Genomic DNA, 24,331 nt, shown 5'->3' with positions numbered 1-24,331 from the left:
CTAAAAAACAACTCCCAATGCTAACCCACCCAGAATCAGCCAGTATGCCGGAGTGCGGGTAAACTCCAGCAGTAGAATAGTAGCCAGCACAACGGCAACGGAGGGCCAGTGCGGGGCCATGGGTTCAAACAGGGCGACTGCCGCAGCGGCCGTGAGCCCCGTACTGGCCGCATTGATGCCTTCCAGCGACGCCCGAACAGGGCGATATTGCTTCAATTGGCCCCAGAACCGGTAAACAAAAAAGATCAGAAACGTGCCGGGCAGAAAAATGCCGGCCGTAGAAACCAGACTGCCCAGAAGCTGTCCGTGAAAACCATCGCCCCGCATCGATAACGCCCCGATATACGAGGCAAAGGCAAAGACCGGCCCCGGAATGGCCTGCACCAGCCCGAAGCCCGTCAGAAACTCCTCGCGGGTCAGGTAATGTTTAAAGGCGACAAATTCGTTATACAAAATTGGCGTTAAAACCTGCCCTCCCCCAAAAACGAGGCTACCGTTGCGGTAAAAGTTCTCGAACAGGCGCACGGGCAGCAAGCGGGTAAAGTGCCCCAGCAGAGCCGCCACAATCAACACCCCCAGCCAGAGAAAAAAGTTGGCCCACTGAATACGCAGGGGCGTTTTGGCCATCTTCTCCTGCTTCTGGTACGTCAGGCCCGTAATCACGCCCCCGCAGGCAATTACAATGGGCGTCATATACGGCGACCGGAAGATATAAGCCGCCAGGGCCGCCACCGCCGTCAGCAGCAGCGTAAGCCGGTTGGTAACTACCTTTCTGCCTATACGATACCCCGCCACAATGAGCAACCCAACCGCCATAGGCTGAATAAACCGCGCGAAATGAAGCGACAGGTGGTGGCGTTCGAGGTAATACACGCCAATGGCCGCAGCCGTCATAATCAGTACACTGGGCATTACCCACACCAGCAGGCTGAGGTAGGCCAGATTGGGGCCGCCAATTTTGAAGCCGATAGCCGTTATGGTCTGCGTAGAGGTGGGTCCGGGCAACACCTGGCAAAGGGCGTAGAGTTCCAGCAGTTCCGCTTCGGTCAGGTACCGGCGTTTGGTGACCAGGCGGTCGAGCATCATCGCCAGATGAACCTGCACCCCGCCAAACGTTGTTACGGCCAGCACGAAAATATCCTTCAGAAAAATGAAGTAGCGGATACGCCGGACCGGGACAACAGGCTGTGGTGACGGATAAATTTGCATAGGAGGAGCCTACAGCACAAGCTCAGAGACGGGTTCAGGAATAAAATGAATCAGCGGTGCGAAGCTTGAGCTTCGCACCGCTGCGCCGTGGTAGCTACTGCTTTTTCAAGCCTAATTCAATCAGCCGCTCATTCAGAAACTCGCCGGCCGTCATGTCTTCGTACAGTTTGGGATGGTCTGAATCAATACAACTTTCCAGACAGGTCAGGTCCATATCCCCCCGTGGGTGCATAAAGAACGGAATCGAATACCGCGAGGTATTCATCTTCTCCCGCGGTGGGTTCACCACCTGGTGAATCGTTGATTTCAGTTTGTGATTGGTCAGCCGGTCGAGCATATCGCCAACGTTGACGATTACCTGATCGGGCAATGCCGTGATGGGTATCCACTTGCCGTCGCGACGCAGTACCTCCAGGCCATCGGCACTGGCCCCCATCAGCAGGGTAATCAGGTTAATGTCGCCGTGCGCGGCCGCCCGTACGGCGCCTTCCGGCACCAGGTCCGGATTCAGCGGGAAGTAATGCAGCGCCCGCAGGATGCTGTCGCCGTTCTTTACTTTGTCCTCAAAATAATCTTCGGGCAGTTCCAGATAGAGCGCAATGGCCCGCAGGAGGGTTTTACCGGCATTCTCCAGGGTGCGGTACGTCTCCAGCGTCAGTTCAGTGAAGGCCGGGTATTCGTCCGGCAGCACATTGGCCGGCATCTCACCAACCGGCTCCGGCTGGCCTATATGGTAAAATTCTTTCAGGTCGGCTACCTTAAAGCCCTTAGCCGTCTCTTTTCCTTTGCCGATGTAACCGCGCTGTCCGTGCAGTTCCGCCCGTTCGTACTTCTTTTTAACATCGTCGGGAGCCGAGAAGAACTCTTTTACCGCTCCGTACAGTTGATCTGTCATTTCCTGGGTCAGGCCGTGATTCTTTATCGCCACAAAGCCGATGTTATTGAAAGCCGCCCCTAATTCCTGCACAAATCTGGCCCGTCGTTCCGGGTCACCCGACGTAAAATCCGCCAGATCAAGCGACGGAATTTCGTCATACAACCTATTGTCAATCATACTCTGAAGTGTTTGCGCAAAGATACAAAAAAGACACGGTCCGCCGTTACGGTTGAACCTTAGACGTAGAATGTTAGACGGCTCCGCATGGAACTACCCAAATGTCCAACATCCAGCGTCTAGCGTTCTACTACCGCGCATTCGCGAAATTCTGGCCGATCTTATTCCAGTCGAACACGTTCCAGGCTGCCGTCACGTAGTCGGCCCGACGGTTCTGGTACTTCAGATAGTAGGCGTGTTCCCATACATCGAGACCCATGACCGGTGTTCCTTGCTTATCGGCCAGTTTCATCAGCGGGTTGTCCTGATTTGGGGTAGAAACGATGTCGACGCCGTTGCCGTCGCGAATAAGCCATACCCAGCCGGAGCCGAATCGGCCGGCAGCCGCTTTAGCCCATTCCTCCTTGAATTTGTCGAAGGAGCCGTATTTCTGATTGATGGCCGTGGCCAGTGCCCCCGTGGGCGTTCCTCCGCCCTTGGGTGATAGGATAGTCCAGAAGAACGCATGATTCCAGTGCCCGCCCCCGTTGTTGCGAATAGCCGCCGGGGTGCTGCTGCTGATGTTCTTCACCAGATCATCGATCGACATTTTAGCCATATCGGTACCAGCAACGGCCTTGTTCAGGTTATCGACGTAGGCTTTATGATGTCTATCGTGGTGAATTTCCATGGTCATTTTGTCGATATGCGGCTCCAGGGCACTCGCATCATAGGGTAAGGGAGGCAATTTAAACGGGCCTTCGGTCTGAGCGGGACCAAAACCCAAGGATTGAAGGGCGGTTAAACCCAACGAAGCGCCAAAAGCCAGTTTCAGAAATTCACTACGGTTCATGAGGGTATTTTTGTTTGAAGGTAAGATAATCCGGTTTTCCTAAAAACAACGCATTGTTTACCGCTTTGTTTTCTGCCGCAAAATAAGGGTAAGTTTTAGAAAAAAGGCCGGCAAGTTGCCGGCCTGTATATTATTCGTAAGCGATTCGGCTGAGGATACTGCGGCCGAGGGTGACTTCGTCGGCGTATTCGAGGTCACCGCCGATGGGAATACCACGGGCAATGGTCGAAATCTTCAGCTTGAAGGGCCGTAGTTTCTTTTGCAGGTAGAAGGCCGTAGTGTCGCCCTCCATGGTCGGGCTAAGCGCCAGAATCACTTCTTTCACCTGTTCATTCTCTACAGTACTCAGCCGCTGCACCAGCGACTCGATATGCAGGTCGCTGGGGCCAATACCCTCAACGGGAGATATAATGCCGCCCAGTACGTGATACAAGCCTTTGTACTGGGCCGTGTTCTCAATAGCGAGTACGTCGCGGGTATCTTCTACGACGCAAATGAGCGAATTGTCACGACGGGGATTGGCGCAGATCGTACACAGATCCTCGTCGGAGAGGTTATGACATTTCCGGCAGTATTTTACCTTCGTCCGCATGGCCACCAGTGTGTCGGCCAGGGCCTGCGTCTGCTCCTCATCGCGTTTCAATAAGTGAAGCACCAGTCGCAGGGCCGTTTTCTTTCCGATGCCCGGCAACTTTGCCACCTCATTGACCGCTTCTTCTATCAGTCTGGACGGAAACTCCAAGGGATTTTTTGAATTAAGAGTTATGAGTTAAGAGTTATGAATTATAAAGAGCGTGCAGCAGCAATAACTCTTAATTCTTCACTCTTAACTCTTAATTAATTTAGCACTTCGGCGGAGATGCCACGGCGGCAGATTTCGTTGCGCATAGGGACGAGTTCTTCCCAGGAGCCGTTCTTAACCGTGCATTTGCCCCGGTAATGAATAATCAGGGTACACTGCTCGGCCTGCTCCGGTGTGTGAGCACATACGTCGATGAGCGTATCGATGACGTGGTCAAACGTATTCACATCGTCGTTGAACACGACGAGATTATATACGTCTGTTTCAATCACTTCATCGAGTACTTCTACGTTGGGATCTTCAAAAGGTTGCATCAGACCGAAAATTGTATTTGTTTAGCAAATTTACGAAAATCTGACCGCTTTCGGAAGCCGTTTTCCGTTATAAAATAACCCCATTCCGGGCCAAAAAGTTGCCCAGCCTCCTATGAATACCTCCATTGCATTAACTATACTGATCGCCTACTTTGCGATGCTGATTGCCATTTCGTACTATACATCGCGGGGAGCCGATACCCAGACCTTCTTCACTGCCAACCGCCAGTCGCCCTGGTACCTGGTGGCGTTCGGGATGATTGGCACCTCGCTCTCGGGGGTTACATTTATCTCGGTGCCGGGCGCGGTGGGTCGTATTCAGTTCTCGTACTTTCAGGTCGTATTGGGCTATCTGGTCGGCTATTTTGTGATTGGTACGGTACTCATGCCGCTGTACTACCGGCTGAACCTGATTTCCATCTACGGCTACCTCCAAAAGCGGTTCGGCTATTGGGCGTATAAAACCGGTTCGGCGTTCTTTCTGCTGTCACGCACAGTGGGCTCGGCGGTGCGGCTGTACGTGGCGGCCGGGGTCCTGCAACTGGCTATTTTCAACAACCTGGGTATTCCGTTCGAGGTGTCGGTGCTGATTACCATCGGTCTGATCTGGGTGTACACCTTCAAAGGCGGTATCAAGACCATTATCGTTACCGATACGCTTCAGACCACTTTTCTGGTAACGGCCGTTATCCTGACCATTATCCTGGTTACCCGTGAGCTGAACTTCTCCTTTGGCGAAATGGCCAGTGCGGTGCAGAACAGCGGCTACTCGCAAATTTTTTACTGGGACGCCAACGACCCGAAAAATTTCTTCAAGCAGTTCTTTGCCGGGGCGTTTATTGCCATTGTCATGACCGGCCTCGATCAGGACCTGATGCAGAAAAACCTGACCTGCAAGAACATCGGCGAAGCGCAGAAAAACATGTTCTGGTTTACGGTCACGCTCACCATCGTCAACTTCATGTTCCTGTCGCTGGGTGCCCTGCTCTACCTGTACGCCCAATCCAGGGGCATTGCCATCCCCGAAAAAACGGATGATCTTTACCCTATGCTGGCCCTCGATCACTTTGGTTTTCTGGTAGGAATCACCTTCCTGCTGGGTATTACGGCCGCCACCTACGCCAGTTCCGACTCGGCGCTGACGGCCCTGACCACCGCCTTCTGCGTTGATTTCATGAACATAGAGAACCGGCCGGAATCGGAGCGATCCCGCATTAAAAACCTGGTTCATATTGGGTTTTCGCTGCTATTCTACCTGGTTATCATCGTGTTCAACCAAGTCAATACCAAAGAGGTTATCACGGCCGTTTTCGATCTGGCGGGGTACACCTACGGGCCGCTGCTGGGCCTGTTTGCTTTCGGCATTTTCTCGAAGCGGCCGGTGCGCGACAACCTGGTGCCGTTTATCTGTATAGCCTCACCCTTTATTACCCTGTTCATCAACAACAATTCGGCCGAGTGGTTCGGCGGCTACAAATTCGGATTTGAACGGCTGATGCTGAACGGTCTGATTACGTTCATTGGGTTATGGGCCGTTTCGCGGAAACGGACGTTAGAGCCGGTAGCGGTGTAAACACGTAATGCAAAAAAGTAGCCGTAAAGTCATATTTTTCGGAAATAGCTGCTATCTTTGCTAAGCTGGTGAAGGTGTGTAGTCGCCAACAGGTTTATGAAGCGAGTTTTATCCATCGGATTACTGGTGTTGCTGGTCTACAACATGCTCGGGTACGCGGTAGTACTCGTCAGCGTGTGGTGGCAGGAAGAGCACGAGCTTTCCGAACGGGTAAAGGTGTACCAATCGACCGACCATCTGGTTGAGTTTCATATTCCGCTGAAACAGCACCCTTCCGAAGCCGCTCTGACCCGAAAAACCGATCAGGGTTTTAAATACCGGGGCAGCTACTACGAAATTATCCGGGCCGAAGTTTCCGGTGATACGCTGCACATTACGGGGTACGAAGACCCGCATTACTCCTTCTGGCAGGATGACCTGCTAAGTTTTATTCAACGGGAAATTACCGGCTCCTCCGACACGCAGAAGAAGACGAATCAGTTGCTGAAACTGCTGCTGAAAGAGTATTTCCGGCCAGATACCCTCATCTGTCCAACGCATTATGCCGGACATATAGAGAACTCTATTTCCGTCTACAACGCTTCCCTGATCACCACTTCGATACGCCCCCACTCGCCCCCACCCAGACAGGTTTGTTAAGCTGATTTTTGGGGTACTCCTGTACTCTTCCGACTCGTCGGTAAGAGGCTAACTGTATGCATTGCAACAGGTGGGTTTACCGTATGGCTTTATCGATGTACGCTACTCATCATCAGGCAGCGGCAGCGTGGCTATACTCTACAAATAAGCTTTTCAACTTTCCATCGATTTTCTGTTTATGAAACCGATATATACCAGTTTACTGGCTTCAGCAAGCCTGTTACTTCTTCAATTATCAGCCTCGGCACAGGGCTGCGTGGCCGTACGCCACATGAGTTGTGCCGCACCGGGTGGAGCCGCTACGTCCGCCGATTTCTTTAAACAACGGACCGGTCACTGGCAGATCAACATGGGCTACCGGTACTTCAAATCGTTCCGCCACTTCAGAGGTGACAAAGAAGAGCACGAGCGCCTGGAGCAAAACACAGAAGTAATCAACCTGTCACATGCCGTTGACCTCGGCATCAGTTACCTGGCTACTACCCGGCTGTCATTCTCTGTCAATTTGCCTATTCAGTACAACGACCGGTCGTCGCTGTACGAACACTACGGGAATTCCGTAACGGCCAATCCCGAGCAAAAGCGTTTTCATACCGGGTCGCAGGGTATTGGCGATATGCGGATTTCGGCATCTTACTGGCTGGTAAATCCCTATAAGCTGCCGAAAGCCAATGTAGCCCTGGGCTTAGGCGTTAAACTGCCTACTGGAAACTATGCTGTGACCGACGATTTCCACAAGCTCGACAAAGAAAAGCGGGATTACGTGGTGAATAAACCAGTGGACCAATCCATTCAGCTCGGCGATGGTGGTGTAGGTGCCAGTTTAGAAGCACAAGGCTATGTACAGGTAGGTAAGCATTCGACCGTTTACTTCAATGGTTTCTACCTTTTTAATCCCCGCGAGACCAACGGTGTGATTCGCAATCCGGAAGCAACTACCATCGACCTCGTAACCGGCTCGTTTTCGGTAGCCGACCAGTTTGCCGCCCGTGTCGGTTTCAGCCAGTCCGTATCCGCAATACCCGGCCTGGCGCTGATGCTGGGGGGTCGGGTTGAGGGCGTTCCGGCGTATGATGTGTTCGGTGGCAGTAAAGGGTTCCGGCGGCCGGGGTATATTATATCGGTAGAGCCGGGCGTGGCCTACATGAAGGGTAAATATTCAGCCGCGCTTACGGTGCCTATAGCTCTGTATCGCAACCGCATCAAGAGCTACGCCGACCGGCTCGATCCGCAGGGATTACGGCATGGCGATGCCGCTTTTGCTGATTACCTGGTTTCGGCCTCCTTCAGCCGTTGGTTCTAATTGTTTACCAGCCGAGCGGGTGTCATCAGCCAAGTCTGCAGGCACCCGTTCCTGCTCACCTACTTGTCAATACTTATGAAGTACATAAAAAATCACATGGCCATAGCCGCCATGTGCGTATCGTTACACGCCGTCGCGCAAATGCCGACCGACGCTATTTACATGCCGCGCAAAACAGCCTGTGTGGCCCTCATTTACGGCAAAAGCCATTGGAATCAGTATTGGGAAAACACCCTTAAGCGGGATAATCTGAACATTGGCACACATACCACCCAGTCGGTGATGCTGATGCCGGCCATCGGCATCACCAACCGCTTCAACCTCATCCTGAGCCTGCCGTACGTCTGGACCCAAACCAGCGCCGGTAACCTGATGGGCCAAAAAGGCATACAGGACCTGGCGGGCTGGCTGAAATACAAGGCGGTGTCGGTCGGTGGCTTTTCGCTGAACGCCCTGGCCGGGGCCTCCATTCCGGTGAGCAACTACGTACCGGATTTTCTGCCGATGTCGATCGGGTTGCAGAGCCGCACCGTGACCGGTCGCCTGCTGGCCAATTATACGCATCGGCAAACCGGCCTGTATCTGACCGGTCACGGCAGCTATATGTGGCGCAGCAACATCCGCATCGACCGGGATGCCTACCAGGCCGACAACCGCATCTACTATACCAGCGAAGTACGGGTGCCCAATGCTGTAGATATGGGTGTACGGATCGGAATCCTGCGCTCGAAGTGGCAGACCGAACTGTGGGCGGAGCGCTTTGCCTGCACCGGTGGCGACAACATCCGCCGGAACGATATGCCCTTCCCAACCAACAACATGCAGGCCACTTCGGTGGGCTGGTACGCTAAGATACAGCCCAAAAACATCGGCCTCAATGCTCGCATCGGTTACGTCACCAACGGCCTCAATGTAGGCCAGAGCACCAGCTACATGCTCGGTCTTCTGTATCAGATCAACGGCAAATAACCTCCTCTAAACCGCAGCCGGCGCCGGCAGGCATAGGCTGCATTGACCTGTTTCCTTATGAAAAGACATACAACTTTACAAATACTGGGTGGTCTGGCGATGGCCTTGTCCCTCAGCCTGACGGCCTGCGATAAATCGATTGAAGAGCCGCTCCGCGTCGGCTATACACCCGCCGGCGCCGACGAAAAAGCCGGCACCTGGAAAACCTACATCCTGACCTCCCCCACCGCTGTAAGCGTGGCAGCCCCAAAGGCCGTAACCTCGGCGGACTACCAGGCAGAACTGGTTAGCCTGAAGCAGCAGTCGGCCAGTCTGAGCCGCGAGCAGCAGGAAGCGGTAGTGTACTGGGGTGCCGGTGCCGTGTACCGCTGGAACGAGATTGCCCGCGAACTGGCTGCCCGTTACAACCTGGCCCCGGCCTCTACACCCGACGGCAAGTATCCCGTGCCGGATGCCGCCAACCCGCTGGCTGATCCTAAGTTCCCCTTTGCTAATCCGCCCTACACGGCGCGGGCGCTCGCCTACCTGAGTGTGGCGCAGTACGATGCGCTGGTGTCGGCCTGGCATTACAAATACCAGTATAACCGACCGGCTCCGTCACGCACCGATGCCGCCATCCGTGCAGCCCTGCCAGTGTCGCAACTTCCCGCCTACCCCTCCGAAGATGCCGTAGTGGCAGCCGCGTCGGTCACCATCCTGAAAGCCATGTTTCCGGGGGAAGTTCCGTACCTGGAAGCGAAACTGCAAGAGCACCGCAACAGCCGCCTGTGGGCCGGCATGAACGTGGAGAGTGATTTGACAGCCGGTCTGGAATTAGGCAACGCCGTAGCCGCCAGCGTAATGGGTCGCGCCCGCACCGACGGCATGAGCGCGTCCAACAACCAGACCGTTACAACCGCCATGATTGAAGGAGCCAAAGCCATGGGACTGACCGAAGTATGGAAAAGCCAGGAATTGCCCGTCCGCCCCCCCATGCTGCCCAACTACGGCGCGGTGCAAACCTGGAACTTCGACCGGGCCACGGCTATCAAACTGCGGCCGCAGGCCCCGCCGGCCATCGGTAGTGCCGAGTATAAAAAGGCGATGGACGAATTGCTCGCCATCGCCAAAAACCAAACTCGTGAGCAGGCCCGGATTGCCAACTACTGGGCCGATGGCGCGGGCAGCTACACGCCCCCCGGTCACTGGCACCGCATAGCCGCCAATGCCGCCCACGACGCCCGGTACAGCGAGGTACGCATGGCCCGGACGCTGGCGCTGGTGGGTACTGCACTGATGGATGCGGGCATATGCTGCTGGGATACCAAATTTTTCTATTACTACCCGCGCCCGCAGCAGATGGATGCCCGTATCAAAACATCGGTTGGCCTGCCTAACTTCCCGTCGTATACGTCCGGCCATTCTACGTTCTCGTCGGCAGCCGCCACCGTATTGGGATCCATCTTCCCCCAGCAGGCCGAGGCTTTTGCTGCGAAAGCTTTGGAAGCATCCAACTCCCGGATTTATGGTTTAATCCACTACCGATTCGACTGCGAAGCCGGGCTGACCTGCGGCCGCAACATTGGCAGCTACGCCGTAGCGCGTGGCAAAGCCGACGGCTCTGGCTTGTAATTAGCTGACCTACAATCGTATACACCAGAAAAAGACCGGCCTAATCCGGTCTTTTTCTGTTACCAACAATTTGAAATTGTGCCCTAAAACAAATTTTTACCGAACAATGACCGGCCCAGGCAGTTCCTTAAACAAGGAAAAGTCATTCTGTTACTTCAGGTAATGATATTATTGTAATTTCGCTCCGAATGCCGGTGAGCGTTACCTCCTGATGGCCCGCCCATTCGCCGATTGCGTCAACCTTGTCCTTACTGTATACTATGCCAACCATAACCACTCCGTCTACCATTAAGCATACTACGGTTACATTCAACGGCGCTGATATTCCTTTCGACGGGCAGAAACGCGTTGTCATTGAACGGGTAAGCCCGGAAATCGACAAAGGTCGCTACCCCATAAAAGCTGTGCCCGGTGAGCTTATTTCCGTTGAAGCGGACATTATTACCGACGGCCACGACAAAATAGCCGCCCGCCTGCTGTACAAACACAACGCCGAACAGCAATGGACCGAGGTACCCATGACACTCATCAACAATGACCGCTGGGGGGCCACATTTACGGTCGAAAAGCAAGGGCGGTATCTATATACGATTGAAGCCTGGGTCGATCATATTGCCTCCTGGCAGCACGAGATCATCCTGAAGATTAAAGACGGGCAGTACGTCAACAGTGAGTTGCTGGCCGGTGTGCCTTATGTAGAGGGCATGGCGCAGCGGGCTAAAGGTGACGATAAAAAAACCCTGAAAGCCATTGCCAAACTGTTTAAGGACAAAAATCAGTACGGCGATGCCATCGCCATTGCGCAAAGCCCACAGTTTACCGAGTGGTTCAACACTTATCCGGAACGCCAGCACCCAGCCCGCCACGAACCGATACTGGGCGTGGAGGTAGACCGGGAAAAAGCCGGTTTCAGCACCTGGTACTGTTTGTTCCCGCGTTCGGCTTCGCAGGAGCCGGGTCGCCACGGCACCTTCCGGGATGTAGAGATGTTACTGCCCCGGATTTCCGGCATGGGCTTCGATGTGCTGTACCTGCCCCCAATTCACCCCATCGGTACCACCTTCCGGAAAGGCAAAAACAACTCGGTAACCTCCGCACCAGGTGAGCCGGGCGTTCCCTACGGCATCGGGTCTGAACTGGGCGGGCACACGGCCATTCATCCCGACCTGGGAACGCTGGATGATTTTAAACACCTGGTGGAGCGGTGTAAAGAGTTTGGGATGGAGGTGGCTATGGACCTGGCTATTCAGTGTTCGCCCGATCACCCCTGGGCCAAAGAGCATCCGGAGTGGTTTAAAAAACGACCCGACGGTACGATCCAGTATGCCGAGAATCCACCGAAGAAGTACCAGGATATTTACCCGGTTTATTTTGAGACCGACGAATGGCGGAGTCTCTGGGAGGAACTCAGGCACGTGATGCTGACCTGGGGTTCGTGGGGCGTTCGGATGATTCGGGTAGACAACCCGCACACCAAGCCCTTCGCCTTCTGGGAATGGGTCATTGCCGAAGTCAAAAAGGTGTACCCAGACATGATTTTTCTGTCCGAGGCCTTCACCAAACCGAAGGTGATGCAGGAACTGGCCAAGCGTGGCTTTGCGCAGTCGTACACCTACTTTACCTGGCGCAACACCAAGCTCGAACTGGAGGAATACCTGACGGAACTCACGCAGACGGACATGAAATATTACTACCGTCCGAACTTCTGGCCCACCACCCACGACATTAACCCGTCGATCCTGCAACAAGGCCACGAGCCGCAGTTTCTGATCCGGTATTTTCTGGCGGCCACGCTATCGGCCAACTACGGCATTTTTGGACCGTCGTTCGAACTGATGGAGCACGTACCCATTCCAGGCAAGGAAGAGTACCTGAACTCCGAAAAATACGAAGTCCGGCATTGGGACTGGAACGAAACCAACAAACTAACGTACCTGATCTCGCTGGTCAACCGTATCCGCAGAGAGAACCCGGCGCTGCAAAAAACCAGTAACCTGCATTTCTGCCGCGTCGATGACGATGCCCTGATGGCTTACCTGAAGGTGGACGGCACTAACCGGCTGCTGATGGTGGTGAATATGGATGCCTACAACCGCCGGGCCAATATGGTGCAGGTACCGATCTGGCAACTGGGCATTCCCGACTGGAAGGAGTACACCGTTCACGACCTGCTGACGGGTGCCTACTACACCTGGCGGGGCGAGTGGAACTACGTAGAGCTGGACCCATACGTATTGCCCATGCACCTGTTCCGGATAGAGGTATATTAACCCGACGTTATCTCCTAAACTCGCCGACCGATATGAACGACATGGCTGTAACGAATCTGACCAGCACCCACGTCTGGACCGACCTGCAAAATGACCCTGAGCTGATTCAGTCTCTGGAAACGGCCGTACTGCCGCCCTATATCAATACCTGTCGCTGGTTTGCCGGCAAAGCCCGTCAGCAGGAAGCATTCCGGATACGGGTCGTACACGAAATTGGCCTGAAAACGTCTGTAACCTACCTGCTCATTATTGAGGTTCGCTACGCCGACGGCGAAACCGAAAATTACCAGTTGCCGCTGTCTTTTGTAGAGACCGACGGCCCCAACGTTCCGGAAATTCTGCCGAAGGGCATTATTACGGTAGCCTATTTTAACCGAACCCGTGGGCTGTTGGTCGATGCTATTTACGACGAGCGTTTCCGGCAGGCATTGTTTCAGCACCTGGTCAACCAGGACTGTCTGGCGCAAGCGGAGGGTCAGCTCTGCTTTTACCGGGGGCGTGGGCTGGCCGGCGAAGACATGAAAGGCCAGATTACCAACCGGGTGCTGCCCGTCGACTCCAGCAACTCGGCGCTGGTGTTCGGGGAGAAATACTTTATGAAGCTCTACCGCAAGCTGTTCCGGGAAACCAACCCGGAGGTAGAGATGGTCAGCTTCCTGACTGAGCAAAGCAATTTCCCATACATACCGGCGTATGCCGGCAGCATCGTCTGGCAGCGCGATGATGCGAATGCTGCGTCGAACGGACGCGCCAGCGAAACCGATGTAACGCTAGGGCTGATGCAGCGCATGGTGCCGAACGAAAAAGACTGCTGGGACAAAACCGGTGATAACCTCAACGATTTTTTGTTTGCCGTACCGACCCGCCATTTCTCCATTAAGGAAGATGTGTTTGATATGGTGGAGACCCTGGGCCGGCGGACGGCCGAGATGCACCTGGCCCTCTACGAACCCGATGCCGAGCCCGCTTTTGCCCCGGAACCTATCACCGGCGAGTACCGTGAATTTATTATTGGCCGCATTGAGCACCTGCTCGACCGCCGGTACAATCTGGTAATCGACAACTACACCAAACTGGACCCTCAGGCGCAGCGGCTGGCGTGGATCTTTATGGAAGCCAAAGAGCTCATCGACCAGTTTATTACCGAGTTCCGGACCCGGCCGCTGGAGTCACTTCGGATTCGTATTCACGGCGATTACCACCTGGGGCAGATTTTATCGACGGGGCGGGATTACATCATTCTCGATTTTGAAGGGGAACCCGAAAGCAGCATCTCCGATCGAAAGATCAAGCATTCTCCGCTGAAAGATGTAGCCGGTATGATTCGTTCGTACCACTATGCGGTTAGTGCCAAGCTGTTCAACAGCGTCGAAACGGCGCATATTGATCCGACCCACCTCCAACGAGTGTCAAATCGTTGGTTCAAGCTGATCCGCGATACCTACATGGACGCCTATCTGGAGACATTCGGGCATCCGCACCCCTTATTTAAGGATAACAGCGAAGTGAATTTCCTGCTACTGGTGTATCTGCTGGAGAAAGCGGTGTACGAACTTGGTTACGAAATCAGCTACCGACCGGCCTGGGTCAAGATTCCGCTAAACGGCATTGTGGATGTAATCCGGGAGATTGAAAAACTGGCGCTGTAAAAAATCAGTTAATCCAACTGGAGATTTTCTCTAACTTCGACCTCGAACCTCTAAAAGAACTATTGGCAAACCCATATGGCGAAACGTAAATCCACAGAATCAACTCCTGAGGAACCTAAGGTGGCCAAAGCGTCCCGTTCCCGTAAGCCAAATACGGCTACCCCGGCTGCGGTATCCGATATTCCAACCATTGAGACTTCCCCTATGAAAAACGATTCGCTACCCGATTATGCATTGGCCCCCACCCGTGAACCAGCGGCCTATTCAGGCCCTTCGGTGCAGGGGTACACCCGTTTCACCGATTTTGACATTTACCTGTTCCGCTCCGGCAAGCACTATAAATTATACGATAAATTAGGCTCCCATGTAGTCGAACACAACGGCGTTGTCGGTACTTATTTCGCCGTTTGGGCTCCCTCAGCCAAATCGGTCTGCGTGATCGGAAACTTCAACGGCTGGAACAAGTCGAGCCATCCGCTATACGTGCGCTGGGACAGTTCGGGCATCTGGGAGGGCTTTATTCCCAACATCGGCCGGGGCGAAGTCTATAAATACTTTATCCAGGGTGAGCATGGCAACTACTTTGAAAAAGGTGACCCCTTCGCGCTTTGGTGGGAGACCCCGCCCAAAACAGCCTCGGTTGTCTGGGATACCTGGTACGAATGGAAGGATACCGACTGGATGGAGAGCCGCCGGGAGCGCAACGCCCTGAACAAGCCCTTTTCTGTATATGAAGTCCATCTGGCCTCGTGGCGACGCGATCCGGCCAACCCCAAGCGCATTCTCTCGTACGGCGAAATTGCCGATGCCCTGGTGCCTTATCTACAGGAACTGGGCTTTACCCATGTTGAGTTTATGCCGGTGATGGAATTCCCATACGAGCCATCATGGGGGTACCAGATAACGGGCTATTTTGCGCCCAGCAGCCGATTCGGACGTCCGCAAGACTTTATGTATCTTATCGAGCGACTGCATCAGGCCGGCATTGGCGTAATTCTGGACTGGGTACCCTCCCACTTCCCCGGCGACGCTCATGGCTTATACCAGTTCGACGGCTCGCATCTGTACGAGCACCCCGATAAACGTAAAGGCTATCACCCCGACTGGAAGAGTTACATTTTCAACTACGGCCGCAACGAGGTTCGGGCGTTTCTGATCAGCAATGCCCTGTTCTGGCTCGACCGCTACCATGCCGACGCCCTCCGGGTCGATGCGGTAGCCTCCATGCTCTACCTCGACTACTCCCGTAATCATGGCGAGTGGGAGCCCAATATCTTTGGCGGCCGCGAAAACCTGGAAGCCATTTCGCTCTTCAAAGAACTGAACGAGACCATTTACCGGGAGTTTCCCGATACTCAAACCATAGCCGAAGAGTCGACGGCCTTTCCCGGCGTATCGCGACCGGTCTTCACGGGGGGGCTCGGGTTTGGCATGAAGTGGATGATGGGATGGATGCACGATACGATCCAGTATTTTGAGCGGGATCCCTTCTACCGACTTTACCATCAGGATAAGCTCACCTTCAGTACGGTATACGCCTTCACCGAAAACTTTATGCTGCCGCTCTCGCATGATGAGGTGGTATACGGTAAAAAATCGCTGATCGGGAAAATGCCGGGCGATGAATGGCAGCGGTTTGCCAACCTGCGAACCATGTTTACGTATATGTTTACGCACTCCGGCACAAAACTGCTGTTTATGGGGGGTGAATTTGCCCAGACGTCGGAATGGAAATACGACGCCAGCCTGGATTGGCACCTGACTGAATACGAACCCCACCAGGGCATCATGGCTTGTCTGAAAGCATTGAACAAACTTTATCGGCAACAGCCGGCTCTTTACGAGCGTAGTTTTACGGCCGACGGCTTTGAGTGGATTGATACCACCGACCGGGCGCATAGCGTGTTTACCTACGCCCGCCTGGGCGATACGCCCGAGGAGGTAGTGGTTGTGATACTCAATATGACCCCCGTACCGCACCACCACTACCGGATTGGCGTTCCGCTCGCCGGCACCTGGACCGAACTCTTTAACAGCGACGCCAAAGACTATTTTGGCAGTGGTATGCTAAACAGCGGACCCTTAGTTACAGAACCCCAGAAATGGCATGGTAAAGCCCAGTCGCTCAGCCTGACGCTTCCCCCGCTGGCGGGTGTTGTATTAGGCTATCAGCGTAAAAAATGACCAGCACTGTATGCTGCCGGATAGGGGGAGCGGGCTACATGGCCCCGGCCTTCTGTTGGGCAGCATACGGCGTTTTGTTTACCCGCTTCCTCTTATTTTTTTGCCCACCGTCTAATTCCGGTTAATTTTGCCCGGTTCGTATCGACATACCTATTCATGAAACAAAGTTTTCTGGCGCTGTTTTTTCTGCTCACTTTTCAACTGCACGCCCAATCCCTGGTTTCTTCCCGAATTGCCGCCGGTGCCGATGCGCAGGTCGCCTTTGGAAAAGGCACCATTGCCCCATCGGTCAGCTACTTTCAATTGCTGAATGTGGGGCCCAAAAATCAATTCTCGGTTGGCTGGACGGCTCGCTTTGGTACCTTTTACGGCAATAACCTTGACTATATAACTGCCCCGGCCCGGTTGACCAGGGGAAAAACCGGGTTGTATGCGCTGAATGCACCGCTGATCGAAGCTAATATTGATACTATGCAATTTGGGCGGGCAACCCTTACCTCCCTTAATTTTGGCCTGCGGGCTCAGGTGAATATCGGCATTGTGCAGATCGGGGGGAGCGCCGATATTTTCGGATTGGCGTTTAGCAGTAACCGCCGGGGCCTGTACCGATCCTCCACCGGCCGGTTTGTCCGGCAAACCTCCCTGGCTACTGATACCCTGTCGTTGCAGGGAGCCTCTGTAGCGGCCGTGGCACCACGTTTCAACGCCCGATTGCTGGGCGACAATAACGGCGGTACGCTGGCTACCGAAGTGTTTGTCCGGGTAACAATCAGTCAGCGGGTATCGGCCAAAGTCGGTTATCAGTGGATGATTACCGAAATGAAAGCCTACACCCTCAACATCAGCGATAACAACGACCGGTTCCGCAACCGCATGGGAATGCCCTACATTGGTCTTACATTTCCCTTCTTCAACTAACCTACTCTTAATTCTTAACTCTCCACCGGCTTCAGGTCAAAATAAGTCTCAAAAATGGCCTCGCCGATCTCGTTGTTGCGGGTCTGGAACTGATCGAGGTATTGGTGCAGCCCAATTTTGAAGATGTCGGCCGATTCGGTAAATTCAATTTCCGACCGCAGTTTACTGAGCTTTTTTTCGGCCGGGTTGGTGAAGCCGGAGGTAATTACATTGCCGCCAATTTCGTACAGCGACAATTCGGCCTGGCGGATCGAATGCTCCACCGCCCTCGGAAACAGCTTGTCCAGGATCAGGAACTCAACAATGCAGGCCGGCGTGAGTGACGGATACTGCTGCCGGTACATATTGTAGGCGCTGACCGACTTGAGCACGGCCGTCCAGATCATCAGGTCCAGGGTTGAGCCTACGCCATCGGCTTCGGGCAGCAGCGTAAAATATTTTACATCCAGAAAGCGGGAGGTTTTATCGGCCCGTTCCAGAAAGCGGCCCAGCCGCCCGAAATGCCAGGCTTCGTTGCGGGTAATGGTGGCGTCGATAATGCCGTAGAAAAGCTGCACTCCAGCTTTGATCTCGGTAAAGAACGACTGCATCCGGTTCAGGTTCCACTCGACCTCCGGTGCCGAGTCCCGCACTTTCAGGTAGAACTGGTTCAGGTGCTCCCACATATCTTTGGATATGGTTTCGCGTACGGTGCGGGCGTTTTCGCGGGCGTTGCCGAGGCAGCTGATAATAGAGTTCGGATTCCGCTTATCAAACGTCATAAACTCCAGCACATTGTCGCGGGTAGGCTCCTGGTAGTATTCATGAAACAGGTAATTGTCGGCGGTGGCAATCAGCAACGGCTCCCACTGCTGGTTGACGCTGGGCGGCAGATCGAGGGCCAGGTTAAAATTGACACTCATAAAACGGGCGTAATTTTCGGCCCGTTCAATGTAGCGATTGATCCAGTAAATCGAGTTGGCAACGCGGCTCAGCATAATAAACAGAAGTAGCTTTTAACAAAAATATGGTTAAAAGCTACTTCTCCAAACTAATCGTTGGCCAATTAGGCCAATTACCAGATTATTGCCGCCATTTACTTACTAAATACAACTTTTTCTTTTTCCGGTACAAGCTTGCCTAATTTGGTAATAGTCACCTCCGTAAAATCATCGATCACCCAATCGGCACCTTTCAGTTCGTCGGCAGTATGCGTGGTTGTGAGCACCACCACCTTCATGCCGGCCGCCTGAGCCGCTTCTACGCCGGCTTTGGAATCCTCAAAAACGATGCACCGCTCGGGTGGGAAACCGAGTTTACGCGCTGCCTTCTGAAAGACTTCCGGAGCCGGTTTCCCTTCCTTAACATCCGTATCGTGTACAAGGTGGGGGAAATACTCGCCTAAGGGAATGTGTTCAAAGACAAAATCGATGTTCATCTTTGGTGCCGACGTCGCCAGCGCCATAGGAATATCTTTTTCCTTTGCTTTTTTGAGGAAGGGCATCAGCCCCTTTATTGGCTTCAGTTTGGGTTCGAACAACTCCTGGAAGATTGACTCCTTCTCGCGGGTTAAGGCATTTATTTTCTGTGAACTTATATCGTCGCCGAAGAAGTGCTTCATAATATCAGGATTCATTCGGCCCGACACATAATTGACAAAATCCTCATCGGTCATCTCAATATTGTGTTTGGCAAAGAACTGCTCAAAAGCTTCTTTATGCGTGGGGTTACTGTTGATGAGGGTACCGTCCATGTCGAAAATCAGGGCAAACGGCTGCGCGTTGTTCTTCATAAAAATGAGGTATGTATGGTGCATTAAACTGCTTACAATATGAATAGGTTGCGTATAAAACGAGTAAATTAGCTGGTGTTTTTCGTTTTTACGTAGCTATGAGATATCACAAAACCCTACTTCTGTCGATTACGCTGCTGGCGGCTTTCTTCACAGCCGCAGCCAAACCCAAACCCGATACGCGCTTGTATGAAATGCGCATTTACCATCCTAATCCGGGTAAATACGAAGCTATTGTTGACCGGTTCCGCCAGTACACCCTGAAAATCTTTGAGAAACATGGTATGGAAAACATCGGTTACTGGACGCCCACCGACACCAGCCGCAAAGAGCTGATTTATATTCTGGCTTACCCCAACCGCGAAGCGCGGGATGCAGCCTGGAAAGCCTTTTCTGGCGACCCAGCCTGGAAAGAGGTAGTCCAGAAAACCGAAGCCAACGGTAAACTGGTTGCTAAAGTGGATCAGATCTTTCTGACGGCTGCCGATATCTCGCCCGAAATTAAGACCCAGAAGGGCTCTACAGATCGGGTGTTCGAACTTCGTACCTACTCGGCCGCTCCGGGCAAGCTACCTGATCTGCTCAGCCGCTTTCGCAACCATACCATCGACCTGTTTAAGAAACATGGCATGAAAAACATCGGCTACTGGCTGACGGAAAAGCCCGACGAAACCGGCCAGTCGAAACTGGTGTATATCCTGGCTCACCCGAGCGAAGCCGCCGGCAAGAAAGCCTTCGATGAGTTCCGGAACGACCCGAAGTGGGTAAAAGCCAAAGCCGAATCAGAGAAAAACGGCCCGCTGACCAACAAAGTGGAGTCTGTATACATGAAAGCTACCGACTACTCGCCGATGCAGTAAGGCAACTTTCGCCCGAACTGAATGTTCTGTATTGTAACGATCTGCCGTTAAGCAACAGGAGGCAGTCGCGACAGATACAGAACATTTTTGTTTATTGTTAAGACCTTACAGGAAACGCTATGACAGAGTCGATAACTGCTGCATCAGCCAGAGTTTGCCAACGGATCAGGTTCCGGCCTATCTGATTTACGAAACACTCAACGGCAGGCCCCTTTACTACAGGGGCTATAAAGAGGTATTGGCTAATCAGAAAACACCCGGCGAAATCATAGGAAGCAGCGACATACAATCAATCTTAGTGTTTTTGTTGAGTGGTTTTCTATACACCCACATTGACCGCAAACAGTATTTAGTTGCCACAAATGAGCCAGGGCTGCATATTGCGACAGGTAGTAATCTTTCCAATGATATTGCTATCTACGCTAAAAGCGAGGTTACTATAAAAGGTAAATTTTTCGACATTCCACCTAAGGTTGTCATTGAGGTAGATATAAAAAGATGAATGATAAATGGGCTGACGCGTCTTTACGCTCCTCCGAAGCGATTCATTCATCGTTCATCATTCCTATTGATACCCCCGCGCCTGCAACTGAAACAGCTCGGCGTACCGGCCGTCGTGCTCCAGCAATTCTTTGTGGCTGCCGATTTCGAGGAGTTGACCACCTTCCAGCACCAGAATCCGGTCGGCCATGCGGACGGTGGAGAAGCGGTGGGAGATAATAACCGACGTTTTGCCTTCGGTCAGCCGGGCGAAGCGCTGAAATACTTCGTACTCGGCGCGGGCGTCGAGGGCCGCCGTGGGTTCGTCCAGAATCAGGACCTGCGCTTCGCGCATGTAGGCCCGGCCCAGGGCGACCTTCTGCCACTCTCCGCCCGATAACTCAACACCTTTGGCAAAGCTCCGGCCCAGCACCTGCTCGTAACCACCCGGTAGTTTGGCAATCACAGAATCCGCCAGACTTCGCTGCGCCGACTCTTCAATGCGGGGCTGGTTGGTGCGCTCGTCGATGTCGCCCACGGCAATATTGATCCCCGCCGACATTTTGAACCGAACATAATCCTGAAAAATAACGCCCACGTTGCGCCGGAGGTCATCGAGATCGTAGTCGCGCAGGTCGCGGCCGTCGAGCAGAATCCGCCCTTCGGTGGGGTCGTATAGCCGGGCCAGTAGTTTGACCAGCGTGGTTTTGCCGGCCCCGTTTTCACCCACCAGCGCGAGTTTTTCACCGGCTTCCAGTTTGAAGCTCAGGTTGCGCAGCGCCCACCGCTCAGAGTTGGTGTATTTGAATCCGACGTTCTCAAACACGAATCCTTCCCGCACCGGCTGCGGAAACGGCAAGGCCCTGGCCTGCGAATCAATCAGCGGTTTGATGTTGAAGAAATCAAACAGATCCTGCAAATACATAGCTTCCTGCGTGAGGCTGCTGAACTGCAGCAGGATACCTTCCAGCGACGAACGCACCTGCCGGAATGAGCCGGCCAGAAACGTCAGATCGCCAATGGAGATAGCACCACCTACCGCCCGCGCTACAATCCAGACGTAGGCACCATAATACCCGGCCGTGCCGAGCGCCGTCAGTACTGTTCCCCACCCCGCCCGGTTAATGGCCAGCGTCCGGTTTTTGAGGTAATACTGCCAGGACAAAGCACGGAAGCGGCCAATCAGAAAACCCGACAGACCAAAGATCTTTACTTCCTTAGCCGTTTCATCGCTGGCCCCTACATAACGCAGGTAATCGAGTTCGCGCCGTTCGGGCGTCCAGCTCCGCGACAGGGAATAGCTTTTCTGGTTGAAATAATTATCGCCGATAAACGAAGGGGTCACGGCAACGAATAACAGGAGCAGCAGCCACGGATTGTATACCGCCAGACCACCGGCCAGGAATGCGACCGAAATAATCTCCTGCACCTGCCCAAATACCTGCGAGAGCAGAAACGACCGGCCGGTGGTCTGCCGCCGGGCACGTTCAAGTTTATCGTAAAAGGTAGCGTCTTCAAACTGTTCCAGGTCCAGCGTAGCCGCGTGTTCCATCAGCCGCACCGAGGTCCGATTGGTTACCAGGTCGCCCAGCAGTCCGTCGAGCAGCGAGGTGGCCCGGCCCAGCGCTGTTGAGAGAATAGCGAGCCCAAATTCGGCGGCTACCAGTTTCCACAGGTAGGTGGTATCACCGGCTCCCGAAAGCCCGGCCAGCCGGATGACCTCATCGATAATCAGCTTGCCAATATACAGCACAATGGCCGGCATAGCCGCCCGCACCAGACGGATCAGCGCATTGCCGATGAAGAGCCCCGGTGAGGTCTGCCATACCATTCTGAAGAAAGCCGGCAGATTACCCAGCGCGCTAAATCGCTCCCGCCACGAGAGGTCTGGTTTATTCGGGTCAGTAGAAGTAGTTGTTTGAGGATCAGGTCGTGTAGCCGCTTTTGCCATACCTCTGTTACAATAGCGGCCTAAAATTGGTTCGTTCCTGCGCAAGCCGTTAGAACCTTACACCAACTTGTAATTCCGGTACTCCCCTACCCGCCAACCGGTTACTGCCTCAACGATACTCAGCACACGGTTTTTAAATGATAGTTTCTTTTGCCGGATATCGTATTGAAAATTCCAGTTGGTGCGGTTGATGCGCTCCTGCATAACCTGCGGGTGCTGCCCGGTAAATAAAGCGAGGGAGTCGATGCCGCTATAGTCAAAATCCTTCAGCTCCTGCCGGACCTGCTCCATCTGCTGGTCGGTATGCCAGTAGCGCCCGAAGTTACTCAACTTACCGGCCTGTTTCTCCGGCGGCTTCACCCAGCCGTAATGATGCATGTACGCATCAATCAGCTTAACGTTCAGCTTCCGGTTGTCGCGGGTTCGGAAGCCCTGCGCGTCGCGGTAGGCGACTACATTGCCGGTATTACGGACAATCCGGACTTCGCGCCGGTACCACTTTCTCGAATCGGCCACGTAGCGGTACGAGCCGTAGAAGTGCCGGTACTTAAACAGCAACCCTTCTACCTGCGGCTGATCGAGATACTGCGCCATTGCCCGGCGCACCTCAGGCAGGTATTCTTCCGGCAGCACTTCGTCGCCCTGGATGTAAAATGCCCAGTCGGCATCGGGCGATATGGCAGCAAGTGCTTTGTCGGTCTCTACCGCCAATACCCGGCCACCTTCCCGCAGCGTATCATCCCAGACGGTCTCGATAATTCTGATTTTAGGCGAGTTAATGGCCTGGATGAGCGCCAGGGTAGCATCATCGGAGCGGCCGACGGCAATCACAAACTCATCACAAATCGGCAGGACAGACAGAATGGCTTCAACAATGGGGTAATCGTATTGAATAGCGTTACGGATAAAGCTGAAGCCGGCGACTTTCATGAGCAGAAACAAACACGTTACAAAAAGACAAATCTACAAGGTTTTGTCCGTTCATGACCGCCACCACCGGGTAAACTGCTGCGCACTTCGCTCAAACCTGTTCAACCGGCTGTACCGTACGGTCCAGTACGGCTGCCCGACGGCCCCAAAGCTCTGGTAAAATCCGGCGATGGATGGCTTGTCGGGACTTTCAAAGTCGAAGAGTAACGGCTGACCAGCTTTTTCCTGTAATAGCTGGTCGATCAGCAGGGTTCGGGCGTTGCCGTGCCGGCCGGTAGCGGTAGCCGCGTTGAACAGGTAAACAATTCGGTGGCCCTCCTGCACAAAGAGGACACCAGCTTCAATGACACCGGCCCGGCGGGTGTACCGGAGGGTTGTTAGTCCCCGGCTGCTCAATGACCGATAGAGGGTTCGCAGGCGGTCGTACGCCCAATCGGCTACGGTGCCGGGTATGGTATCGGCATGGTTCTGCCGGAACATACGCAGCAGAGGCTCAATATCGTAATCATCCGTAACCGTCCAATTGGCGGCTTCGGCCCGACGCAGGTTCAGTTGGCGGTCACGGTTGTAGTGTTGGCGGATCAGGGCATAGTCGGGTGAAAGATCCAGTACGTGGGTATAGTGCTGCTGTAGCTGAAAATCCGACCGGTCGGGCGGAGGCTGAACCGTGGCATAAATCGAGCAATACCGAAAATGCTGCTGCATGGCCTCCCAAAAAGGCATTACCGCGCCCTGCCCAAATACGCCCAGAAACTGGCAGAAGAGTGGTTGATGGACTACCCACCGACCAAATTTCCGGCGCAACGGCACCGGCATTACCGCCTGATACGCCCCGGCATGCCCCGACACAACGAACCCTGTCCAGCGCCAGGCCACACAATCCAGATACCACGTATAGCCATACATCACCCGCTGCGGTGACTGCTCCACGCACCGGTTCCAGGCAGCATCGTTGATTTCGGAACGGGGGAGGAGTTGGATGTTCACAGTAGGCAGTTCTCAGTAGGCAGAT

The 24,331-nt window shown here is 53.8% G+C and carries 21 protein-coding genes; 11 read left to right on the top strand and 10 right to left on the bottom strand.

What is annotated here, in order from left to right; genetic code table 11:
• From chrA to ABD931_RS09675, 5 genes are all read right to left on the bottom strand, one after another.
• Window positions 1-1,209: a chromate efflux transporter gene (gene chrA / locus ABD931_RS09695; protein ID WP_345266428.1), complete on the bottom strand. Its 1,209-nt coding sequence runs from the start codon at window positions 1,207-1,209 to the stop codon at window positions 1-3.
• Window positions 1,210-1,303: 94 nt separating this feature from the next.
• Window positions 1,304-2,263 (bottom strand): isopenicillin N synthase family dioxygenase, encoded by a 960-nt coding sequence (locus tag ABD931_RS09690; RefSeq protein ID WP_345266426.1) that lies wholly within the window; start codon window positions 2,261-2,263, stop codon window positions 1,304-1,306.
• 130 nt (window positions 2,264-2,393) lie between these two features.
• Window positions 2,394-3,095, bottom strand: coding sequence for a superoxide dismutase (locus ABD931_RS09685; protein WP_345266425.1), 702 nt, complete (start codon window positions 3,093-3,095; stop codon window positions 2,394-2,396).
• A gap of 130 nt (window positions 3,096-3,225) precedes the next feature.
• The gene (gene recR / locus ABD931_RS09680; RefSeq protein ID WP_345266423.1) at window positions 3,226-3,837 is read right to left on the bottom strand and encodes a recombination mediator RecR; all 612 of its coding nucleotides are present in this window, start codon (window positions 3,835-3,837) and stop codon (window positions 3,226-3,228) included.
• 95 nt (window positions 3,838-3,932) lie between these two features.
• Complete coding sequence (locus ABD931_RS09675; RefSeq protein ID WP_345266421.1) at window positions 3,933-4,211, bottom strand: ATP-dependent Clp protease adaptor ClpS; 279 nt, start codon at window positions 4,209-4,211, stop codon at window positions 3,933-3,935.
• Window positions 4,212-4,323: 112 nt separating this feature from the next.
• Here ABD931_RS09675 and ABD931_RS09670 point away from each other — a divergent pair, with 112 nt between their 5' ends.
• The 9 genes from ABD931_RS09670 to ABD931_RS09630 all read left to right on the top strand — a co-directional run bounded on the left by ABD931_RS09670 (window position 4,324) and on the right by ABD931_RS09630 (window position 17,327).
• Entirely contained in the window at window positions 4,324-5,784 is a 1,461-nt protein-coding gene (locus tag ABD931_RS09670) for a sodium:solute symporter (RefSeq protein WP_345266419.1), read from the top strand.
• A 96-nt stretch (window positions 5,785-5,880) separates the two neighbouring features.
• The gene (locus ABD931_RS09665; protein ID WP_345266417.1) at window positions 5,881-6,423 is read left to right on the top strand and encodes a hypothetical protein; all 543 of its coding nucleotides are present in this window, start codon (window positions 5,881-5,883) and stop codon (window positions 6,421-6,423) included.
• Between the two features lie 178 nt (window positions 6,424-6,601).
• Window positions 6,602-7,726 (top strand): hypothetical protein, encoded by a 1,125-nt coding sequence (locus tag ABD931_RS09660; RefSeq protein ID WP_345266415.1) that lies wholly within the window; start codon window positions 6,602-6,604, stop codon window positions 7,724-7,726.
• Between the two features lie 75 nt (window positions 7,727-7,801).
• Window positions 7,802-8,695, top strand: coding sequence for a hypothetical protein (locus ABD931_RS09655; protein ID WP_345266413.1), 894 nt, complete (start codon window positions 7,802-7,804; stop codon window positions 8,693-8,695).
• A gap of 57 nt (window positions 8,696-8,752) precedes the next feature.
• On the top strand, window positions 8,753-10,306 hold the full coding sequence (locus ABD931_RS09650) for a vanadium-dependent haloperoxidase (RefSeq protein ID WP_345266411.1): 1,554 nt from the start codon (window positions 8,753-8,755) through the stop codon (window positions 10,304-10,306).
• 260 nt (window positions 10,307-10,566) lie between these two features.
• Window positions 10,567-12,576 (top strand): alpha-1,4-glucan--maltose-1-phosphate maltosyltransferase, encoded by a 2,010-nt coding sequence (locus tag ABD931_RS09645; RefSeq protein ID WP_345266409.1) that lies wholly within the window; start codon window positions 10,567-10,569, stop codon window positions 12,574-12,576.
• 41 nt (window positions 12,577-12,617) lie between these two features.
• The gene (locus ABD931_RS09640) at window positions 12,618-14,225 is read left to right on the top strand and encodes a putative maltokinase (protein WP_345267235.1); all 1,608 of its coding nucleotides are present in this window, start codon (window positions 12,618-12,620) and stop codon (window positions 14,223-14,225) included.
• A 75-nt stretch (window positions 14,226-14,300) separates the two neighbouring features.
• On the top strand, window positions 14,301-16,409 hold the full coding sequence (glgB, locus tag ABD931_RS09635) for a 1,4-alpha-glucan branching protein GlgB (protein WP_345266407.1): 2,109 nt from the start codon (window positions 14,301-14,303) through the stop codon (window positions 16,407-16,409).
• Window positions 16,410-16,565: 156 nt separating this feature from the next.
• Window positions 16,566-17,327, top strand: coding sequence for a hypothetical protein (locus ABD931_RS09630; protein ID WP_345266405.1), 762 nt, complete (start codon window positions 16,566-16,568; stop codon window positions 17,325-17,327).
• A gap of 14 nt (window positions 17,328-17,341) precedes the next feature.
• Here the strand turns inward: ABD931_RS09630 and ABD931_RS09625 are convergent, their stop codons facing one another.
• Window positions 17,342-18,304, bottom strand: a complete 963-nt coding sequence (locus ABD931_RS09625; RefSeq protein ID WP_345266403.1) for an alpha-E domain-containing protein — start codon at window positions 18,302-18,304, stop codon at window positions 17,342-17,344.
• Window positions 18,305-18,402: 98 nt separating this feature from the next.
• Window positions 18,403-19,098: an HAD family hydrolase gene (locus ABD931_RS09620; RefSeq protein WP_345266401.1), complete on the bottom strand. Its 696-nt coding sequence runs from the start codon at window positions 19,096-19,098 to the stop codon at window positions 18,403-18,405.
• Window positions 19,099-19,196: 98 nt separating this feature from the next.
• On the opposite strand from ABD931_RS09620, the gene ABD931_RS09615 reads away from it, so the two are divergent.
• Both ABD931_RS09615 and ABD931_RS09610 read left to right on the top strand, forming a co-directional pair.
• Window positions 19,197-19,958: an NIPSNAP family protein gene (locus tag ABD931_RS09615; protein ID WP_345266399.1), complete on the top strand. Its 762-nt coding sequence runs from the start codon at window positions 19,197-19,199 to the stop codon at window positions 19,956-19,958.
• A 154-nt stretch (window positions 19,959-20,112) separates the two neighbouring features.
• Window positions 20,113-20,460: a PDDEXK family nuclease gene (locus tag ABD931_RS09610; RefSeq protein WP_345266397.1), complete on the top strand. Its 348-nt coding sequence runs from the start codon at window positions 20,113-20,115 to the stop codon at window positions 20,458-20,460.
• Window positions 20,461-20,523: 63 nt separating this feature from the next.
• On the opposite strand, the gene ABD931_RS09605 is transcribed toward ABD931_RS09610, so the two are convergent.
• The 3 genes from ABD931_RS09605 to ABD931_RS09595 are packed head-to-tail and all read right to left on the bottom strand — an operon-like array spanning window position 20,524 to window position 24,306.
• Window positions 20,524-22,389, bottom strand: a complete 1,866-nt coding sequence (locus ABD931_RS09605) for an ABC transporter ATP-binding protein (RefSeq protein WP_345266395.1) — start codon at window positions 22,387-22,389, stop codon at window positions 20,524-20,526.
• A 57-nt stretch (window positions 22,390-22,446) separates the two neighbouring features.
• Window positions 22,447-23,319 carry a glycosyltransferase family protein gene (locus ABD931_RS09600; RefSeq protein WP_345266393.1) on the bottom strand — a complete coding sequence of 291 codons (873 nt, stop codon included), beginning with the start codon at window positions 23,317-23,319 and terminating at the stop codon, window positions 22,447-22,449.
• A 51-nt stretch (window positions 23,320-23,370) separates the two neighbouring features.
• The gene (locus ABD931_RS09595; protein WP_345266391.1) at window positions 23,371-24,306 is read right to left on the bottom strand and encodes a GNAT family N-acetyltransferase; all 936 of its coding nucleotides are present in this window, start codon (window positions 24,304-24,306) and stop codon (window positions 23,371-23,373) included.
• Window positions 24,307-24,331 lie beyond the last annotated feature (25 nt).

It is taken from the genome of Nibrella viscosa (assembly GCF_039541875.1).
GTDB classification, from domain to species: domain Bacteria; phylum Bacteroidota; class Bacteroidia; order Cytophagales; family Spirosomataceae; genus Nibrella; species Nibrella viscosa.
Note: the sequence above shows the minus strand (reverse complement) of the source record. Positions and strands in the feature narration are given on the sequence as shown.

What these genes read in the sequence shown, in the direction of transcription:
- ABD931_RS09600 (WP_345266393.1), bottom strand. Translation starts at nt 23,319, where the DNA reads ATGAAAGTCGCCGGCTTCAGCTTTATCCGTAACGCTATTCAATACGAT.
- ABD931_RS09650 (WP_345266411.1), top strand. Translation starts at nt 8,753, where the DNA reads ATGAAAAGACATACAACTTTACAAATACTGGGTGGTCTGGCGATGGCC.
- ABD931_RS09630 (WP_345266405.1), top strand. Translation starts at nt 16,566, where the DNA reads ATGAAACAAAGTTTTCTGGCGCTGTTTTTTCTGCTCACTTTTCAACTG.
- ABD931_RS09675 (WP_345266421.1), bottom strand. Translation starts at nt 4,211, where the DNA reads ATGCAACCTTTTGAAGATCCCAACGTAGAAGTACTCGATGAAGTGATT.
- chrA (WP_345266428.1), bottom strand. Translation starts at nt 1,209, where the DNA reads ATGCAAATTTATCCGTCACCACAGCCTGTTGTCCCGGTCCGGCGTATC.
- ABD931_RS09625 (WP_345266403.1), bottom strand. Translation starts at nt 18,304, where the DNA reads ATGCTGAGCCGCGTTGCCAACTCGATTTACTGGATCAATCGCTACATT.
- ABD931_RS09615 (WP_345266399.1), top strand. Translation starts at nt 19,197, where the DNA reads ATGAGATATCACAAAACCCTACTTCTGTCGATTACGCTGCTGGCGGCT.
- ABD931_RS09660 (WP_345266415.1), top strand. Translation starts at nt 6,602, where the DNA reads ATGAAACCGATATATACCAGTTTACTGGCTTCAGCAAGCCTGTTACTT.
- ABD931_RS09620 (WP_345266401.1), bottom strand. Translation starts at nt 19,098, where the DNA reads ATGAAGAACAACGCGCAGCCGTTTGCCCTGATTTTCGACATGGACGGT.
- ABD931_RS09685 (WP_345266425.1), bottom strand. Translation starts at nt 3,095, where the DNA reads ATGAACCGTAGTGAATTTCTGAAACTGGCTTTTGGCGCTTCGTTGGGT.
- glgB (WP_345266407.1), top strand. Translation starts at nt 14,301, where the DNA reads ATGGCGAAACGTAAATCCACAGAATCAACTCCTGAGGAACCTAAGGTG.
- ABD931_RS09640 (WP_345267235.1), top strand. Translation starts at nt 12,618, where the DNA reads ATGGCTGTAACGAATCTGACCAGCACCCACGTCTGGACCGACCTGCAA.
- ABD931_RS09645 (WP_345266409.1), top strand. Translation starts at nt 10,567, where the DNA reads ATGCCAACCATAACCACTCCGTCTACCATTAAGCATACTACGGTTACA.
- ABD931_RS09665 (WP_345266417.1), top strand. Translation starts at nt 5,881, where the DNA reads ATGAAGCGAGTTTTATCCATCGGATTACTGGTGTTGCTGGTCTACAAC.
- ABD931_RS09670 (WP_345266419.1), top strand. Translation starts at nt 4,324, where the DNA reads ATGAATACCTCCATTGCATTAACTATACTGATCGCCTACTTTGCGATG.
- ABD931_RS09690 (WP_345266426.1), bottom strand. Translation starts at nt 2,263, where the DNA reads ATGATTGACAATAGGTTGTATGACGAAATTCCGTCGCTTGATCTGGCG.
- ABD931_RS09605 (WP_345266395.1), bottom strand. Translation starts at nt 22,389, where the DNA reads ATGGCAAAAGCGGCTACACGACCTGATCCTCAAACAACTACTTCTACT.
- ABD931_RS09655 (WP_345266413.1), top strand. Translation starts at nt 7,802, where the DNA reads ATGAAGTACATAAAAAATCACATGGCCATAGCCGCCATGTGCGTATCG.